At 60.2% G+C, this 16075-nt stretch carries 15 protein-coding genes; 12 read left to right on the forward strand and 3 right to left on the reverse strand.

Annotated elements, in window-relative coordinates; translation table 11 throughout:
• Window positions 1-44: 44 nt before the first annotated feature.
• The 8 genes from purB to GRI44_RS06400 all read left to right on the forward strand — a co-directional run bounded on the left by purB (window position 45) and on the right by GRI44_RS06400 (window position 7379).
• Complete coding sequence (gene purB / locus GRI44_RS06365) at window positions 45-1355, forward strand: adenylosuccinate lyase (RefSeq protein ID WP_160600536.1); 1311 nt, start codon at window positions 45-47, stop codon at window positions 1353-1355.
• Window positions 1356-1485: 130 nt separating this feature from the next.
• Entirely contained in the window at window positions 1486-1875 is a 390-nt protein-coding gene (locus tag GRI44_RS06370) for a DUF1049 domain-containing protein (protein ID WP_160600537.1), read from the forward strand.
• Window positions 1872-2546, forward strand: a complete 675-nt coding sequence (gene pyrF, locus GRI44_RS06375; RefSeq protein ID WP_160600538.1) for an orotidine-5'-phosphate decarboxylase — start codon at window positions 1872-1874, stop codon at window positions 2544-2546. The genes GRI44_RS06370 and pyrF overlap by 4 nt, the downstream gene beginning before the upstream one ends.
• Window positions 2547-2553: 7 nt before the next feature.
• Window positions 2554-3195, forward strand: a complete 642-nt coding sequence (locus GRI44_RS06380) for a phosphoribosylanthranilate isomerase (RefSeq protein WP_160600539.1) — start codon at window positions 2554-2556, stop codon at window positions 3193-3195.
• Entirely contained in the window at window positions 3192-4406 is a 1215-nt protein-coding gene (trpB, locus tag GRI44_RS06385; protein ID WP_160600540.1) for a tryptophan synthase subunit beta, read from the forward strand. Before GRI44_RS06380 ends, trpB begins: the two co-directional genes overlap by 4 nt.
• Window positions 4403-5188: a tryptophan synthase subunit alpha gene (trpA, locus tag GRI44_RS06390; protein ID WP_160600541.1), complete on the forward strand. Its 786-nt coding sequence runs from the start codon at window positions 4403-4405 to the stop codon at window positions 5186-5188. The genes trpB and trpA overlap by 4 nt, the downstream gene beginning before the upstream one ends.
• Window positions 5189-5192: 4 nt before the next feature.
• Window positions 5193-6041, forward strand: a complete 849-nt coding sequence (accD, locus tag GRI44_RS06395; protein ID WP_160600542.1) for an acetyl-CoA carboxylase, carboxyltransferase subunit beta — start codon at window positions 5193-5195, stop codon at window positions 6039-6041.
• 9 nt (window positions 6042-6050) lie between these two features.
• On the forward strand, window positions 6051-7379 hold the full coding sequence (locus GRI44_RS06400) for a bifunctional folylpolyglutamate synthase/dihydrofolate synthase (RefSeq protein WP_160600543.1): 1329 nt from the start codon (window positions 6051-6053) through the stop codon (window positions 7377-7379).
• Between the two features lie 83 nt (window positions 7380-7462).
• Here GRI44_RS06400 and GRI44_RS06405 read toward each other — a convergent pair whose 3' ends face one another.
• Window positions 7463-8803, reverse strand: coding sequence for an AmpG family muropeptide MFS transporter (locus GRI44_RS06405; protein WP_160600544.1), 1341 nt, complete (start codon window positions 8801-8803; stop codon window positions 7463-7465).
• 148 nt (window positions 8804-8951) lie between these two features.
• Here GRI44_RS06405 and GRI44_RS06410 point away from each other — a divergent pair, with 148 nt between their 5' ends.
• From GRI44_RS06410 to rsmD, 3 genes are all read left to right on the forward strand, one after another.
• Window positions 8952-10124 (forward strand): aromatic ring-hydroxylating oxygenase subunit alpha, encoded by a 1173-nt coding sequence (locus tag GRI44_RS06410; protein ID WP_160600545.1) that lies wholly within the window; start codon window positions 8952-8954, stop codon window positions 10122-10124.
• Between the two features lie 66 nt (window positions 10125-10190).
• Window positions 10191-11072 (forward strand): pseudouridine synthase, encoded by an 882-nt coding sequence (locus GRI44_RS06415; RefSeq protein ID WP_160600546.1) that lies wholly within the window; start codon window positions 10191-10193, stop codon window positions 11070-11072.
• The gene (gene rsmD / locus GRI44_RS06420) at window positions 11069-11614 is read left to right on the forward strand and encodes a 16S rRNA (guanine(966)-N(2))-methyltransferase RsmD (RefSeq protein ID WP_160600547.1); all 546 of its coding nucleotides are present in this window, start codon (window positions 11069-11071) and stop codon (window positions 11612-11614) included. Before GRI44_RS06415 ends, rsmD begins: the two co-directional genes overlap by 4 nt.
• A 48-nt stretch (window positions 11615-11662) precedes the next feature.
• Here the strand turns inward: rsmD and GRI44_RS06425 are convergent, their stop codons facing one another.
• Window positions 11663-11956, reverse strand: a complete 294-nt coding sequence (locus GRI44_RS06425) for a hypothetical protein (RefSeq protein ID WP_160600548.1) — start codon at window positions 11954-11956, stop codon at window positions 11663-11665.
• Between the two features lie 136 nt (window positions 11957-12092).
• On the opposite strand from GRI44_RS06425, the gene GRI44_RS06430 reads away from it, so the two are divergent.
• Window positions 12093-14402, forward strand: a complete 2310-nt coding sequence (locus GRI44_RS06430) for an ATP-dependent helicase (RefSeq protein ID WP_160600549.1) — start codon at window positions 12093-12095, stop codon at window positions 14400-14402.
• A gap of 135 nt (window positions 14403-14537) precedes the next feature.
• Here GRI44_RS06430 and GRI44_RS06435 read toward each other — a convergent pair whose 3' ends face one another.
• Entirely contained in the window at window positions 14538-16061 is a 1524-nt protein-coding gene (locus GRI44_RS06435; protein WP_160601333.1) for a DEAD/DEAH box helicase, read from the reverse strand.
• Window positions 16062-16075: the final 14 nt, after the last annotated feature.

Here is a 16075-nt window from a genome sequence, read left to right on the forward strand (position 1 = left end):
TTGCCGCCTAGCCGCCGCACGAACAGTTTTTACCGGAGTCGAACATGGTCCCCCGCTACGCCCGCCCCGCAATGTCCGCCATCTGGGAACCGGAAGCGCGTTACCGCATCTGGTTCGAGATCGAAGCCCATGCGACCGAGAAATTGGGCGAGCTGGGCGTGGTGCCCGAAAGCGCCGCCAAGGCTTTGTGGGACTGGTGGGCAACAGACCCGGTAATCGACGTTGCGGCAATTGATGCCATTGAAGCTGTGACGAAGCACGATGTGATCGCTTTCCTGACCTGGGTGGCAGAGCAGGTGGGCGATGAAGCCCGCTTCATGCATCAGGGCATGACCAGTTCAGACGTGCTCGACACGACGCTGGCGGTGCAGCTGGCCCGTTCCGCCGACTTGCTGCTGGAAGATATCGACTTGCTGCTGGCCGCGATCAAACGCCGCGCGGAAGAACACAAATACACCCCGACCATTGGCCGCAGCCACGGCATTCATGCCGAACCTGTCACCTTCGGCCTCAAGCTGGCGCAGGCCTATGCGGAATTTGCCCGTTGCCGCAAACGGCTGGTCGCCGCGCGCGAGGAAATCGCCACCTGCGCCATTTCGGGCGCGGTGGGCACATTTGCCAATATCGACCCGCAAGTCGAAGCCCATGTCGCGGAACGCCTTGGCCTCCAGATCGAACCGGTCAGCACGCAGGTCATCCCGCGTGACCGCCATGCGATGTATTTTGCCGTGCTCGGCGTGATCGCCAGTTCCATCGAACGGGTCGCCATCGAAGTGCGCCATTTGCAGCGCACCGAAGTGTTGGAAGCGGAGGAATATTTCTCGCCCGGCCAGAAGGGTTCATCGGCCATGCCGCACAAGCGCAATCCGATTCTGACCGAAAACCTGACCGGCCAGGCGCGGATGATCCGCGCCTATGCCCTGCCGGCGATGGAAAATGTCGCCTTGTGGCACGAACGCGATATTTCGCATTCCTCGGTTGAACGTTTCATCGGGCCGGACGCCACCATTACCCTGGATTTCGCATTGGCGCGGCTGACCGGCGTGATCGACAAGCTGCTGATTTATCCTGAACGGATGCAGAAGAACCTCGACCGGATGGGCGGCCTTGTTCATTCCCAGCGTGTGCTGCTGGCGCTTACGCAGGCAGGTGTAAGCCGTGAAGATGCCTACCGGCTGGTCCAGCGCAATGCGATGCAGGTGTGGGAATCCGATGGCGAGAAATCGCTGCTCGACCTGCTGAAAGCCGACAGCGAAGTAACCGCCGCCCTGTCCGAAGCCGAGATCGAAGACAAATTCGACCTCGATTATCATTTCAAACAGGTCGACTTCATTTTTGACCGCGTATTTGGCTGAACTGCTCAAAGGCCGCTGGGGCAAAACATTAAGGGGGCACCTGCGGCTATGGCACGCCGCCGCGCTCCGGCCCTTCCCTTAGCCTTTCAATCCGCCTAGCATCGCTTTCACGCAAACCGTGGGGAATATCATGCAGATTGTTCGCACCATCCTCTGGGTCCTGTTGTTTGCAGGGCTGATGGCCTTTTCCTTCTTCAACTGGAAACAGGTGGAAGTTCAGATCTGGACCAATCTGGTGCTGGAAACCAAGGTTCCGGCGCTTGTCATCGTGTCGTTCCTGCTGGGCATGGTGCCCACATGGCTGATGCACCGCGGGGTGAAATGGCGGCTGGAACGGCGCATCAAGGCGCTGGAATCCGCCACGCGCACCCCCTCGGTTGCGCCTGCAACGCCGGAAAGCCCGATTGCAGGGGACGCATATGTGGCAGACGATGGCCGTCCGCCCCACGAAGTGCCTGTGATACGTTCGGCCGGTGACAAGGCTGATCCACTGGCCCCCAACCCGCGCACCGGTCTATGAGCAACCCGATTTATCTGGCGCTGGATCTGCCCCGCCTCGACGCGGCGCGGGCGCTGGCAGAAAAGGTGAAATCCCACATTGGCGGGATCAAGCTGGGGATGGAATTCTTTTACGCCCATGGCCACCACGGAGTGCATGACATTGCGAAGGTGGGCCTGCCCATTTTCCTCGATCTGAAGCTGCACGACATTCCCAATACCGTTGCGGCTGCCATGCAGGCCATTCACCTCAGCGAACCGGCCATCGTTACTGTTCATGCCAGCGGCGGGCGGCATATGATGGAAGATGCCAAGGCCGCTGCTGCCGAAGGCACCAAGGTCGTGGCCGTAACCATGCTGACCAGTCTGGACGAGCGCGATCTTGTGCGCACCGGCGTGGATGGCAGCGCGCATGACCAGGTCATGCGGCTGGCTGATCTGGCCCATGACGCAGGGCTGGACGGCGTGGTGTGTTCCGGACAGGAAGTGGGCGCAGTCCGCAAACAGTGGAAGGACGGCTTCTTCGTCGTGCCGGGGCTGAGGCCAGCCGGCTCCAGCGTTGGCGACCAGAAACGCGTTGTAACCCCGCGCAAGGCCCGTGATGATGGCGCTAGCGTGCTGGTCATTGGCCGCCCGATCAGCCGCGCCGATGATCCGGTGCAGGCAGCGCGGGACATTGAAGCAACTCTCTAGACCGATCATGTCAGCCAGGGTCAAAATTTGCGGCGTTTCCACGCCTGCCGCGCTTGATGCGGCCATTGGGGCGGGCGCGGATTATGTCGGTCTGAACTTTTACCCGCCCAGCCCGCGCTATGTCAGCGCGCAGGTTGCCGCCAGTCTGGCGGCGCGGGCTGCAAAACACATCCCCACGGTGGGCGTTTTTGTCGATGCGGGCGATGATTTTCTGGCAGATGCAATTGCGGCCGGCCAGCTGGATGCCATCCAGTTGCACGGCCATGAACCGCCGGAACGCGCCGCGCAGCTCAGATCACGCTTCGGACTGCCAGTATGGAAAGTGCTGTCGGTCGCCGGCCCTGAAGATATTGCCAGCGCTGCGGCCTACCGTGACACGGCTGATTTTCTGTTGTTTGACGCCAAAACGCCCGCAGGCTCCGCATTGCCTGGCGGCATGGGGCTGACTTTCGACTGGGGCCTGCTGGCCGCTTACAAGGGGCCGTTACCCTGGGGCCTGGCAGGCGGTGTGACGCCCGCCAATGTGGCAGACGCGATTGCCATGACCGGCGCCCCGCTGGTGGACGTGTCATCCGGCGTGGAAAGCGCGCCGGGTATCAAGGACGTGGACAGAATCGCAGCCTTCTGCAAAGCGGCACAACATATATGACAGACCTGAAAAACTCATTCCGCAACCAGCCCGACGAGCGCGGGCATTTTGGTGATTATGGCGGCCGCTATGTTGCTGAAACGCTGATGCCGCTGGTGCTTGATCTGGAGCGGGAATATCGCACCGCACAGGCCGACCCTGCGTTTCAGGCCCAGTTTGATGATTTGCTGGAACATTATGTTGGCCGCCCTTCCCCGCTGTATTTTGCCGAACGGCTGACAGAAGCGCTGGGCGGCGCGCAGGTCTGGTTCAAGCGCGACGAGCTGAACCATACAGGCGCGCACAAGATCAACAATTGCATCGGGCAGATCCTGCTCGCCATGCGAATGGGGAAAACGCGGATCATCGCGGAAACGGGCGCCGGGCAGCACGGCGTTGCCACTGCCACCGTCTGCGCGCGCTTCGGCCTGCCATGCGTCATTTACATGGGCGCAGAAGATGTGAAACGCCAGTCCCCCAACGTGTTTCGTATGAAGCTGCTGGGCGCGCAGGTCGTTCCCGTCACCAGCGGCGCGGCGACCTTGAAGGATGCCATGAATGAAGGGCTGCGCGACTGGGTCGCCAATGTCCATGACACATTCTACATCATCGGCACGGCAGCAGGCCCTCACCCCTACCCCGAAATGGTGCGAGATTTCCAAAGCGTGATCGGGCGCGAGGCCCGCGCACAAATGCTGTCACGCATCAATCGCCTGCCGGATATTCTGGTGGCAGCCATCGGCGGCGGTTCCAACGCGCTTGGCCTGTTCCACCCGTTTCTCGATGATCCGGCGGTGAAAATGCTCGGAGTGGAAGCGGCAGGCTACGGCCTTGATGGCGACCAGCATGCCGCCAGCCTGCTGGGCGGATTTCCCGGCGTGCTGCACGGCAACAAGACCTATCTGCTGCAGGATGATGATGGCCAGATCACCGAAGGCCATTCGATCAGTGCGGGTCTTGATTATCCCGGGATCGGGCCGGAACATGCCTGGCTGAAAGATATGGGCCGCGTGGAATATACTGCGGTCACGGATGAAGAGGCGCTGGACGCGTTCCAGCTCCTGTGCCGGACAGAAGGCATTATTCCGGCGCTGGAACCCGCCCATGCGATTGCCGCAGTGGCAAAAATCGCCAAGGATATGCCCAGCGACAGTATCATTCTCGCCAATCTGTGCGGACGCGGCGACAAGGACATTTTCACAGTCGCTGAACGATTGGGAGTGGAGCTGTGAACCGCCTGGCTGCCGCCTTTGCCAAGCCGCACCCGGCGCTTGTCTGTTTCGTCACTGCGGGCGACGGTGATACAGCGGCCAATCTTGACGCGCTGGTGGCTGGCGGCGCGGATGTGATCGAACTGGGTATGCCCTTTACCGATCCCATGGCTGACGGCCCTGCCATTCAGGAAGCGAATATCCGCAGCCTTGCCAAGGGCACGACCACGGCCGATATTTTTGCCATCGCTACAGGATTTCGTGCCCGCCACCCTGATGTGCCGCTGGTCTTGATGGGATATGCCAACCCGATGGTGCGGCGCGGCCCCCAATGGTTTGCCGACCAATGCAACGCTGCCGGGGTGGACGGCGTGATCTGCGTGGACATTCCGCCTGAAGAAGATGACGCGCTGGGCCCGCAGCTGCGCGCCGCAGGGGTGGCCCCCATCCGGCTGGCCACACCCACCACCGATGCAAAGCGGCTGCCTGCTGTGCTGCAAGGGTCTGGCGGGTTTGTCTATTACGTGTCTGTCGCGGGAATTACTGGCCTGCAGCAGGCGGCGCAGGCCAGCATCGACGAAGCTGTGGCAAGACTGAAATCTGCCACCGATTTGCCCATTGCCGTGGGCTTTGGCGTCCGCACGCCGGATCAGGCCAGCGCCATCGCCCGGGTGGCTGATGGCGTCGTGGTCGGGTCCGCGCTGGTCGAACTGGTGGCCAAGCATGGCGAAGATGCGCCGCTTGCGCTAAGAACATTGACTGCCGCACTGGCTGACGCTGTGCATGCGGCCCGAAAGGACTGATTGAATGAACTGGATTTCCAAGGTCCGCAATTCGCTCCCCTTCATGGCGAAGCGCGAAACGCCGGACAATCTGTGGGTGAAGTGCCCCAAATGCCAGGAAATGCTGTTTGCGCAGGAATATGAAGAAAACCAGCGCGTCTGCCCGCGTTGCGATCATCATGGCAGATTGGGCGCAGACCAGCGGCTCGCCACCTTGCTGGACGAGGGGTTTGCACTTCTGACCCAGCCTGAGGTGAAGGAAGACCCCCTCAAATTCCGCGACACCAAGAAATATACCGACCGGCTGAAACAGGCCCGGGCGAAAAACCCGCATCGTGATGCTTTCAGTGTCGGTTCGGGCGAAATCGAAGGCCGGCCAGCCGTGGTCGGCGTGCAGGATTTCGGCTTCATGGGCGGTTCCATGGGCATGGCAGTCGGCACGGCATTCTGTGCCGGGGCAGAATGCGCGCTGGAACGTGGATGCGCCTATATCGTGGTGACAGCCGCTGGCGGCGCGCGAATGCAGGAGGGTATTCTCAGCCTGATGCAAATGCCCAAGGCCACCGTGATGACGCGCCGCCTCAAGGAAGCTGGCCTGCCCTATATTGTGGTGCTGGCCGACCCGACGACCGGCGGCGTTACCGCCAGCTATGCCATGCTGGGCGATGTGCAGATAGCTGAACCGGGCGCATTGATCGGCTTTGCCGGACAGCGCGTGATCCAGGATACAATCCGCGAAAGCCTGCCAGAAGGGTTCCAGCGGGCAGAATATCTCTACAAGCACGGCATGGTGGATATGGTGGTCAACCGCAAGGACATGCGCCGCACGCTGGTGGGCCTGCTGGATTATCTGCGTCCGGCCCAGGCAGCCTGACAAACCCCCATGGATTTCGCCAGGTCGGATAATCCGGCAGTGCAGCAGCAGCTTGACCGGCTGGCGCAATTATCCCTGCCGCAGGGCCGCTTCGGGCTGGATATTATCCGGCAATTGCTGGGCCGGCTGGGCAATCCGCACGAGCATCTGCCGCCTGTCTTCCATGTCGCCGGAACCAATGGCAAGGGCTCGACCTGCGCTTTTCTGCGGGCCATGCTGGAAGCCGATGGCAAGAAGGTGCACATGGCCACCAGCCCTCATCTGGTGCGCTATAATGAACGGATCCGCATTGCCGGAAATCTGATCGACGATGCGCTGCTTGCGTCATTGCTGGCAGAAGTGCTGGATGCGTCAGACGGGCTGGCGCCGAGCTTTTTTGAAGTCACTATTGCCGCCAGTTTTCTCGCTTTTGCGCGCCATCCCGCGGATGTCTGCGTCATTGAAGTCGGCCTTGGCGGCCGGTTTGACGCGACCAATGTGCTGGAACATCCCGCGGCGTGCGGCATCGCTGCACTGGGCATCGATCATGAACGGTTTCTGCTCGCGCCCGAAGAAGGCGCGCCGCAAGCGCCATTGGCGCGGATTGCCTTTGAAAAGGCCGGCATTGCCAAGCAGGGATGCTCATTGGTGACTTTCAACTATCCGCTCGAGGCTGAACTGGAGATCGAGCGCGCGGCATTGGCTGCGGGCGCTTTGCTGGCAATGCGCGGGCGGGACTGGGACATGAGCAGCATTGCCGCGCTGGAATATCGTGACCAGCACGGCGAACTGACCTTGCCATTGCCAACCATGGCGGGCCCGCATCAGGCGCAGAATGCCGCGCTGGCCGTGGCCATGCTGCGCCATCAGGATTTTGTGACAGTTTCCGCCGATTCCATGGCTCGCGGCATCCGGTCGGCGGTGTGGCCTGCCCGGCTGCAACGCCTTGGCGCGGGGCCTTTGACCGGGGGACCATTAGGCGGGGTGCCATTAAGCGGCGGGCCAACAAACGGCGTGCGCGAAATCTGGCTGGATGGCGGACATAATCCTGACGCCGGACAAGCGTTGAAACGGCATTTCGATGGCCAGCACCTGCATCTGATCATCGGCATGCTGGCCAATAAAGACCCGGCCTCCATCATCGAGCCGATGAGCGCGCAACTGGCCAGCATTACCATCGTGCCTGTTCCGGGGCACGATAGCCATGGGCCGGACGCTTTTACCGCCGCCACATCATCGGCGCCTGACGTGCCGGCGGCGCTGGCCGCCCTTCCCGACGATGGGCTGCCGGTGCTGATTGCCGGTTCGCTTTACCTCGGCGGTGAAGTCCTGCGCCTCAATAATGAGATACCTGTCTAGGCTGCGCGCCCTGTTCAGCCCTGGCGGGGCCAGCACTGCCTGACTGGAAATGCCGGCCCAGAACGGGCAGTTAGGCTTCTGCTTCAGCGCGGCTCGTCAGCGGGGCTTTCCACATCACCTGTCGAAATTTCGCCTGCTGTGCCCAGTGACTGGTCCACCAGCCCCTTGTGCATCATCCACCAGAACAGCAGCACGCCCGGCAGGGCCAGCGCCGTGGTCAGCAGGTAGAAATCAACATAACCGAAATTCTCGATCAGGCTGCCCGCCGTGGTGCCCGTGACAAACCGGCCCAGGATGGATGCTGCTGCCGACAGCAGCGCAAACTGGGTGGCGGTAAAGTTGAGATTACACAGCGCCGACAGATAGGCGACAACGCAAACGCCGCCGATACCGCTGGCGAAATTTTCAAAACCGATGGCGGATGCCATGCCGATGTTGCTGTGGCCAACTGCCGCCAATGCTGCAAAACCAAAGTTGGATACGGCCATCAGGATCAGACTGATGAGGACCGATTTCTTCATCCCCAGCCGCGCATACAGGAACCCGCCGACAAACACGCCGACCAGCAGTGCCCAGAACCCGACGCCCACGTCATAAATGGCGATTTCATCCTTGGAATAGCCAAGATCTTCAAACAGCAAACGGAAAGTCAGATTGGCCAGCGTATCACCCAGCTTGTGGATGAGGACAAACACCAGCACCAGCATCGCGCCCTTGCGCTTGAAGAATTCTGCCAGCGGGCTGACATAGGCAATCGCTGCGGCCAGCGGGCCTTTCAGCGGTTTGGGTTCGATGCGGCGGGCCGGTTCCCCCATCACAAGGCCGGTGCCAATGGCAAACAGCGCGAAGAACGCGACTGACGTATACGCCATTTGCCAGCCATAACGCTGGGCAACGATAAGCGCGGTCGCGCCTGCGGCGGCAGCGCCGATGCGCCAGCCATACTGGCTCATGCCGGAGCCCACGCCCAACTGGCGCGGTTCCAGCAGTTCGATGCGGTAGGCATCAATCACGATATCGAAAGTGGCCCCGGCCACACCCACCAGAATAGCCGCCACAGCAACCGCTGCAATATCAGCCGACGGGTCCAGCGACCCCAGATAGACGATGCTGACCATCACCAATATCGCGGTGAAAATGAGCCAGGAAACACGCTGGCCAATGCGCCCCAGCAACGGCAGTTTGATGGCATCGATAATGGGCGCCCACAGCCATTTGAAATTATAGGCAAGGAAAGTCAGCGCAAACGCTGTAACGGTGGATTTCTCAATCCCCGCTTCTGCCAGCCGGGTGGTCAGCGTGGCGGCAATCATGGCGAAGGGAAAACCGGAGGAAATACCGAGAAACAAAGCCGCCAGCGGAGCAGGTTCCAGATAGGGGCGCACCCCGTCCCACATTGTCCGGCGTTCGATCTGCTCACCCATTATGCCTGTCACTTCCTGTCATATTGGCCCGTTTGGCCGGCCTGTTTGATTGGCCAATTCCGTATCGGCCCATGGGGCCGTACCGGACTTTGCACCAGTCCTTAATTCGTGCGACACTAGCGCCGCTGGAGATTTAAGGAAGTTTTCCATGAACGAGACCGGAACTGTCGCCAGAGAAAAAACCCCCACCCAGCGTCCAACGCCGGGCCAAATGGTGCTGGCGCAGGCGATTTTGCGCGGCGAACAGCGCTTCGCCGCTGAAATCACGCATGTTCCTGCTTCTGTCTATACCGACCCCCAACACTGGTTGCGGGAAAAATCTGCGCTGTTTGACCGCCTGCCGCAGGTCATCGCGCCGTCTGCGCTTTTGCCCGACAAGGGCATGGCGCTGCCCCATGATGCAACTGGCAGGCCCCTTTTGCTGACCCGTGATGTGGATGGCACTGTCCATGTTTTCATGAATGTGTGCCGCCACCGCGGAACCCGCCTGGTGGAAGGAGAAGAAACCGTCTGCGCGCGCCGGCTGGTGTGCCCCTATCACGCGTGGACTTACCGGCTGGACGGCCGCCTGCTCGCCATGCCGCGCCCGGAAACATTCCCCGGCCTCGACAAGGCAGATCATGGGCTGGTGGAATTGCCAAGTGTCGAGACAGGCGGCCTCATCTGGTTTGCACCTGCCCCGGATGCGGATTTTTCGCTGGCGCGGACATTGGGCGAGGATTTTGACGCTTTTGGCATGGCGGACCACCATCTGTTTGCCCGCAAGACCCATGAAGTGGCAGGAAACTGGAAGCTGATCATGGATGCCTTCCTTGAAAGTTACCATGTCACCCGCCTGCACGCGCAGACGATCGGCCCGTTTTTCAAGGATGGCGTCACAGCAGGTGATATGATTGGCCCCCATGCGCGTGCTGCAGTGGGGCGGCTGGAAGATATGGACGGGGTGGACCTGGCCGATATGGCCGCACTGCGCCGGGTGGTCACATTTGCTTACCAATTGCTGCCTGCCACCATCATCATCCCCAGCCCCGATTACCTCAATGTCATGGTGCTGATGCCGCAGGCGCATGATCGCACTCTGGTTGAAGATTTCATGCTGATTCCGGAAAAGCCGACCACTGACAAAGCCCGCGACCACTGGCAGCGCAGTTGGAACCTGCTCGACGGGGGTGTCTTTGCATCGGAAGATTTCCGCGCCGCAGAATTGGGGCAACAGGGCCTGTCATCCGGCGTTATCGACCAGCTTACACTCGGCACGTTGGAAACCGGCATCACCCGTTTTCACGAAACCGTGCAGGACGCATTGCGCGCCTGCAATTGAGCGAATGCGAAGGGCCGATCAATTCAGCGCTTTGCGGAAGCGCGCGTAAACGGCTAGAGGGCCGCAATGGCCCAACCCCACAGACCCCGTTCCGGCAGACCGACAGCCGATTCTCCATCCCGCAACCACGCCGATGGCCAATCGCATGGTCCGTCCGGCCAGCGCACACCCGCCAAGCCGACTGAACGGTCACCGGACCGGCCAGAGGGCGACCGTATTGCCAAGCTGCTGGCGCGCGCGGGCATTGCCAGCCGGCGAGAAATCGAACGGCTGATCGAGGAAGGCCGCATTTCGCAGGACGGCAAGGTCATCGAAACGCCGGCAACCTTCCTTACCAGCCTCAAAGGCATCACGGTTGATGGCAACCCGGTGGGCAAGGTGGAAGCAGCGCGATTGTTCCTGTTCAACAAACCAACCGGCTTGCTGACCGCAGAACGCGACAATGCTGGCCGCCCGACAATTTATGCAGCGCTTGCCAATGCGCTGCCCAAGGATGCACCCCGCCTGATGCCGATCGGCAGGCTGGATATGAATACCGAAGGGCTGCTGCTCTTGACCAATGATGGCGAGTTGAAGCGCGCGATGGAATTGCCGTCATCCGGCATCCCGCGCACATACCGCGCCCGTGCATTTGGCGATATTTCGCAAGCGCAGCTGGAAGAACTGATCCACGGCATCACCATCGATGGCATGCATTACGGCCGGATAGACGCCAATCTGGAGCGCCGGACAGGCCGCAACCAATGGATCGAAATGGTGATCAAGGAAGGCAAGAACCGCGAAGTACGGATCGTGCTGGAACATCTGGGCCTGGAAGTTTCGCGTCTGATGCGGACCACCTATGGCCCGTTTGAACTGGGCAATCTGGCGCGCGGCACGGCCGCTGAAATTCCCCAGTCGCAAGTGGAAAAATTCCGTAAGGATCTCCTGCGGGAAATCCGCAAATGAGGATTATTGCCGGGGATTGGCGGGGGCGCAAACTGATCGCGCCCAAGGGTGAAGGCACGCGGCCCACGGCTGATCGCACCCGGGAAACCCTGTTCAATATGCTGGCCAGCAGACTGGGCAGTTTCAACGATCTGTCAGTGGCAGACCTGTTCGCAGGGTCAGGCGCGCTGGGGCTCGAGGCGTTGTCACGCGGGGCAGCCTATTGCCTGTTTGTCGAACAGGACGACGCAGCGATCAAGGCAATCCGCGAAAATGTGCGCGCACTGGACGCAGGCACGCGCTGTGATGTGCGGGCTGGTTCAGTGATGAGCCTTGGCCCTGCCAAGCAGCCGCATGACCTGATATTGCTTGACCCGCCTTATTTCTCAGGCGGGGCAACAGTGGCATTGGAACGGCTGCTGCGTCTGGGCTGGATTGGGCCGCAAACCTGGATTGCGGTGGAAACAGCCTCGATCGAAGATGTCGAAGTGAAGCTGCTTACCGTTGAGGCGGAACGCAAGGTCGGCAAGGCGAAGTTGACGCTGCTGCGCCCCGAACAATAAAAAGGCGCCCATAGCCGGGCGCCTTTTCATGCTAATTAATGCGACGAATTATTTCTTCATCGAACTGGCAGGCTGGCCCGGCCAATAGTTCAGCGCGCGGTTGCCCCACTTCAGGCCAGCGGCGCGCGGATTGATGCAGCCATCCTGATCCTTGGCGGTGCACACGTCATATGTCTTGCCGTCGATCATCACCTTGATGGCCTGACCACGGGCATTCTTTTCTACCACCTCGGCCTTCATCGCGTGGCCTTCGCCGTTTTCCATATGATGATCAGCCAGGACAGGGGCCGAAAGGGCCAATGCTGTGCCAGCAATTGCGGCGGACAATGCAATATTTTTCATGCGTCAATTCCTCAAATGTGAATCTCGAATGGTGCCAAGATAACGACACAGGCCCGCTCCGGTTCCGCATAGGCCGCAGCGCCGGTTCCATCCCGCTTGCATGCAGGCTAAGTGTTCCCTAACTGTTCACTTGCTTATGACTGATGATCCTGCCCTTCCCGCCGCCACCAATCACGGCGAAATTCCGCGCTATGCCTCCGGTCTCAACACCCCGCAGCAAGAAGCGGTGCTGACCACGGAAGGGCCGGTGTTGATGCTGGCTGGCGCCGGAACAGGCAAGACTGCGGCACTGACGGCCCGGCTGGCCCATCTGGTGGCCATGCGCAAGGCGTGGCCGAGTGAAATCCTGTGCGTCACATTTACCAACAAGGCCGCGCGCGAAATGCGGGAACGGGTTGGCCGCCATATCGGCGATGCGGTGGAAGGAATGCCGTGGCTGGGCACATTTCATTCCATTGGCGCAAAAATGCTGCGCCGCCATGCAGAACTGGTCGGCCTGCAAAGCAATTACACGATCATTGATACTGACGATCAGCTACGATTGCTGAAACAGCTCATTCGCGATCAGGATCTGGATGAAAAACGTTGGCCGCCACGCCAGCTGTCCGGATTGATTGACCGGTGGAAAAACCGCGGACTGAACCCCGCCGATCTCGATTCCGTTGAAAATGAAGCCTACGCCAATGGCCGCGGACAGGAATTTTACGCCCTGTATCAGGACCGTCTGAAATCCCTCAACGCTTGCGATTTTGGCGATCTGCTGCTGCATATGCTCAACATCCTGCGGCGCAATCCGGAAGTTCTGAAGATGTATCAGGACCGGTTCAAATATATTCTGGTCGATGAATATCAGGACACCAATCAGGTCCAGTATCTGTGGCTCCGTCTGCTGGCACAAACGCGCAAGAACATCTGCGTGGTGGGCGATGATGACCAGTCGATCTATTCCTGGCGGGGCGCGGAAGTCGCCAATATCCTCAAGTTCGAGAAGGATTTTCCCGGCGCCAAAGTGGTCAAGCTGGAACAGAATTACCGCTCCACGCCGCATATTCTGGCGGCCGCATCGGGGCTTATCAATGCCAATAGCGAACGCATCGGCAAAACGCTGTGGACGGAGTTTGAAGGCGGCGACAAAGTTCGCGTCATCGGCGTGTGGGACGCGCCTGAAGAAGCGCGCCGCGTGGGCGAGGAAGCAGAGCGGCTGGAACGCGAAGGTGCCTCGCTGGATCAGGTGGCCATATTGGTGCGGGCGCAATATCAGACCCGCGAATTTGAAGACCGTTTCATCCAGATCGGGCTGAATTACCGCATCATCGGGGGTTTTCGTTTTTACGAGCGGGCGGAAATCCGCGACGCCCTCGCCTATTTACGGGTGATTGCCCAACCGCGTGATGACCTGGCGTTTGAACGGATTTACAACCAGCCCAAACGCGGCCTTGGCGCCAAGACGCTGGAACGGATGTTCCAGCATGCGCGGGCCACCGGCCTGCCACTGGCCGCGGCATCGCTGCAACTGGCCGACAGTGATGAATTGCCCAAACGCGCTGCGGGCACGATTGGTGCATTGATGCGCGACTTTCTGCGCTGGGGCCAACTGGCGGAGCAAACCACACCTGCCGAACTGCTGCGCACCGTCATGGATGAATGTGGCTATACCCTCATGTTGCAAGCTGAAAAATCAGCCGAAAGCGCAGGCAGGCTGGAAAATATTTCCGAACTTGCCCGCGCCATGGAAGAATATGAAACACTGGGCGATTTTCTGGAACACGTATCGCTGGTGATGGACAATGAACGCGCCAATGAGGGCGAAAAACTGACCATCATGACGATGCACGCTGCCAAGGGCCTGGAATTTGACAATGTCTTCCTGCCGGGCTGGGAAGAAGGCGTTTTTCCTTCGCAGCGTTCGCTGGATGAAGGGGGGCTTGCCAGCCTGGAGGAAGAGCGGCGGCTGGCCTATGTGGCCATCACGCGTGCGCGCAAACGGTGCACCATCCTCTATGCCGCAAACCGGCGTATCTACGGCCAGTGGACCAGTTCCATCCCGTCACGTTTCGTCAATGAACTGCCCGATGGTCATGTGGACCGCGAAACCACGATGACCGGCGGCGCATCGCTATGGCAGGCCAACTGGAGCGAGAATGAAGACCCGTTCGCCCATGTCAGCACGAGCAGGCCGGAACGGTCCAACCAGCGCGGTCCGGGGTGGCAGCGCGCGCTGACTGCAGGCTATGATACAAAGCAAGTCCGCGTGAAGGAACCGGGCCGAAGCGCCGCCAGTTTTGCGGCCAAGCCGCGCAGCGATATCGAAATCGGCGCACGGGTTTTCCATGACAAGTTCGGCTATGGCAAAGTCACCGCGCAGGAAGGCAACAAGCTGGAAATCGACTTTGAAAGCGGGGCGGCCAAGCGGTTGATCGACAGTTTCGTCACACTAGCAAATTAGTGGGGCCAAATTAGCGGCGCCAAATTAGTCCGGCCAAAAAGGGGGCCAAGCCAGGTGCCAACTTGAACTGGCCATTTGTGGGTTAAAACCAAAACGGGCCAGACAGTTCGTCTGGCCCGTTTTGTTTGGGATTTGTCAGTTGATCGCGGAAACTTCCAGGAAGCCCGGGATCGGCCCGTTCCACTCGCCCGGCTCGCTTGGCCCGTCATTATCACGGTGGTGATAACGGGGCTGTTCCGGCGCCTTGTCAGACACCTTGCGCGGTCCACGCTCTGCCCGCCGCTCCGGCGCTGGTCGTGGGGTTGATGCCCGCTCCGGCACGTCCGCCTGTTCGGTCTGACGCGTATCATCCGCAGCTTTGCGGCGGCCGCGTGGCTTGCGTTCTTCAGCAGGCCGCCTCTCCTGCGCGCGGTTGCTGTCTGCTCGCTGCCTCGTGCGCGGCGCGTGTTCCGCCTTTTCATCGCGAGCCGTCTCATCGCGAACTGGGTCATCGCGAACTGGGTCATCGCAAGCTGTGTCATCGCGGGCTGGCTTTGGCGCAGCCTTGGCCGGTGCGTAAAGCGGGATTGGCCCGCCCGTCAGCTTCTCGACATTGGCGATGGCTTCTGCATCTTCCGCAGTAACGAAAGTGAATGCGCGGCCCTTGGCACCGGCGCGGCCGGTGCGGCCAATGCGGTGGACGTAATCGTCAGGGTGCCACGGCGTGTCGAAATTGAACACATGGCTCACGCCCTTGATGTCCAGACCGCGTGCGGCAACATCGGATGCTGCCAGAATGTTGATTTCGCCTGCCTTGAACAGGTCCAGTTCGGCAATCCGGCTGGACTGGTCCATGTCACCATGGATCTCACCGACCTTGAAGCCTTCTTTCTTCAACATCTTGGCAAGGTCGCGCACGGTGGTTTTCTTGTTGGAGAAAACAATCGCATTGCTGACATTGTCATTGCGCAGGAACCAGCGCAGCGCCTCGCGCTTTTTGCGCGGGGTCATCATCACCTTGAACTGGGCGATGTCGGCATTAGTCGATGCCGCGCGCGACACTTCGATCTGCTTGGGATTGGTCAGGAACTTGTCCGCCAGTTTCTTGATCGGCGGCGGCATGGTTGCCGAAAACAGCAGGGTCTGGCGCGGTGTTGGCAGCTTGTCGCAGATGAATTCGATATCGGGAATGAAGCCCATATCCAGCATCCGGTCCGCTTCGTCGATGACGAGCAATTCGCAGCCATTGAGCATGATCTTGCCGCGTTCGAACAGGTCCATCAGGCGGCCAGGAGTCGCGATCAAGACGTCAACGCCTTCATCCAGCGCCTTTACCTGATCGCCCATTTGCACACCGCCGATGAGCAGCGCCATCTTCAGATCGTGCTTGGCACCGTATTTTTCAAAGTTTTCCGCCACCTGTGCCGCCAGTTCGCGGGTCGGTTCGAGAATGAGGGAGCGCGGCATACGCGCGCGTCTGCGTCCACTGTCGAGAATATCGATCATTGGCAAAACAAAGCTGGCGGTCTTGCCAGTGCCCGTCTGGGCGATGCCAATGATGTCCTTCATCATCAGGACTGCGGGGATGGCCTGGGCCTGAATAGGCGTAGGCTCGCTGTAGCCAGAGGTTTCCACCGCTTGCAGCAATTTATCGGAAAGGCCGAGATCGGCAAAAGTCATGTAAGTCAGATTGT

It is taken from the genome of Allopontixanthobacter confluentis (assembly GCF_009827615.1).
Classification (GTDB): Bacteria; Pseudomonadota; Alphaproteobacteria; order Sphingomonadales; family Sphingomonadaceae; genus Allopontixanthobacter; species Allopontixanthobacter confluentis.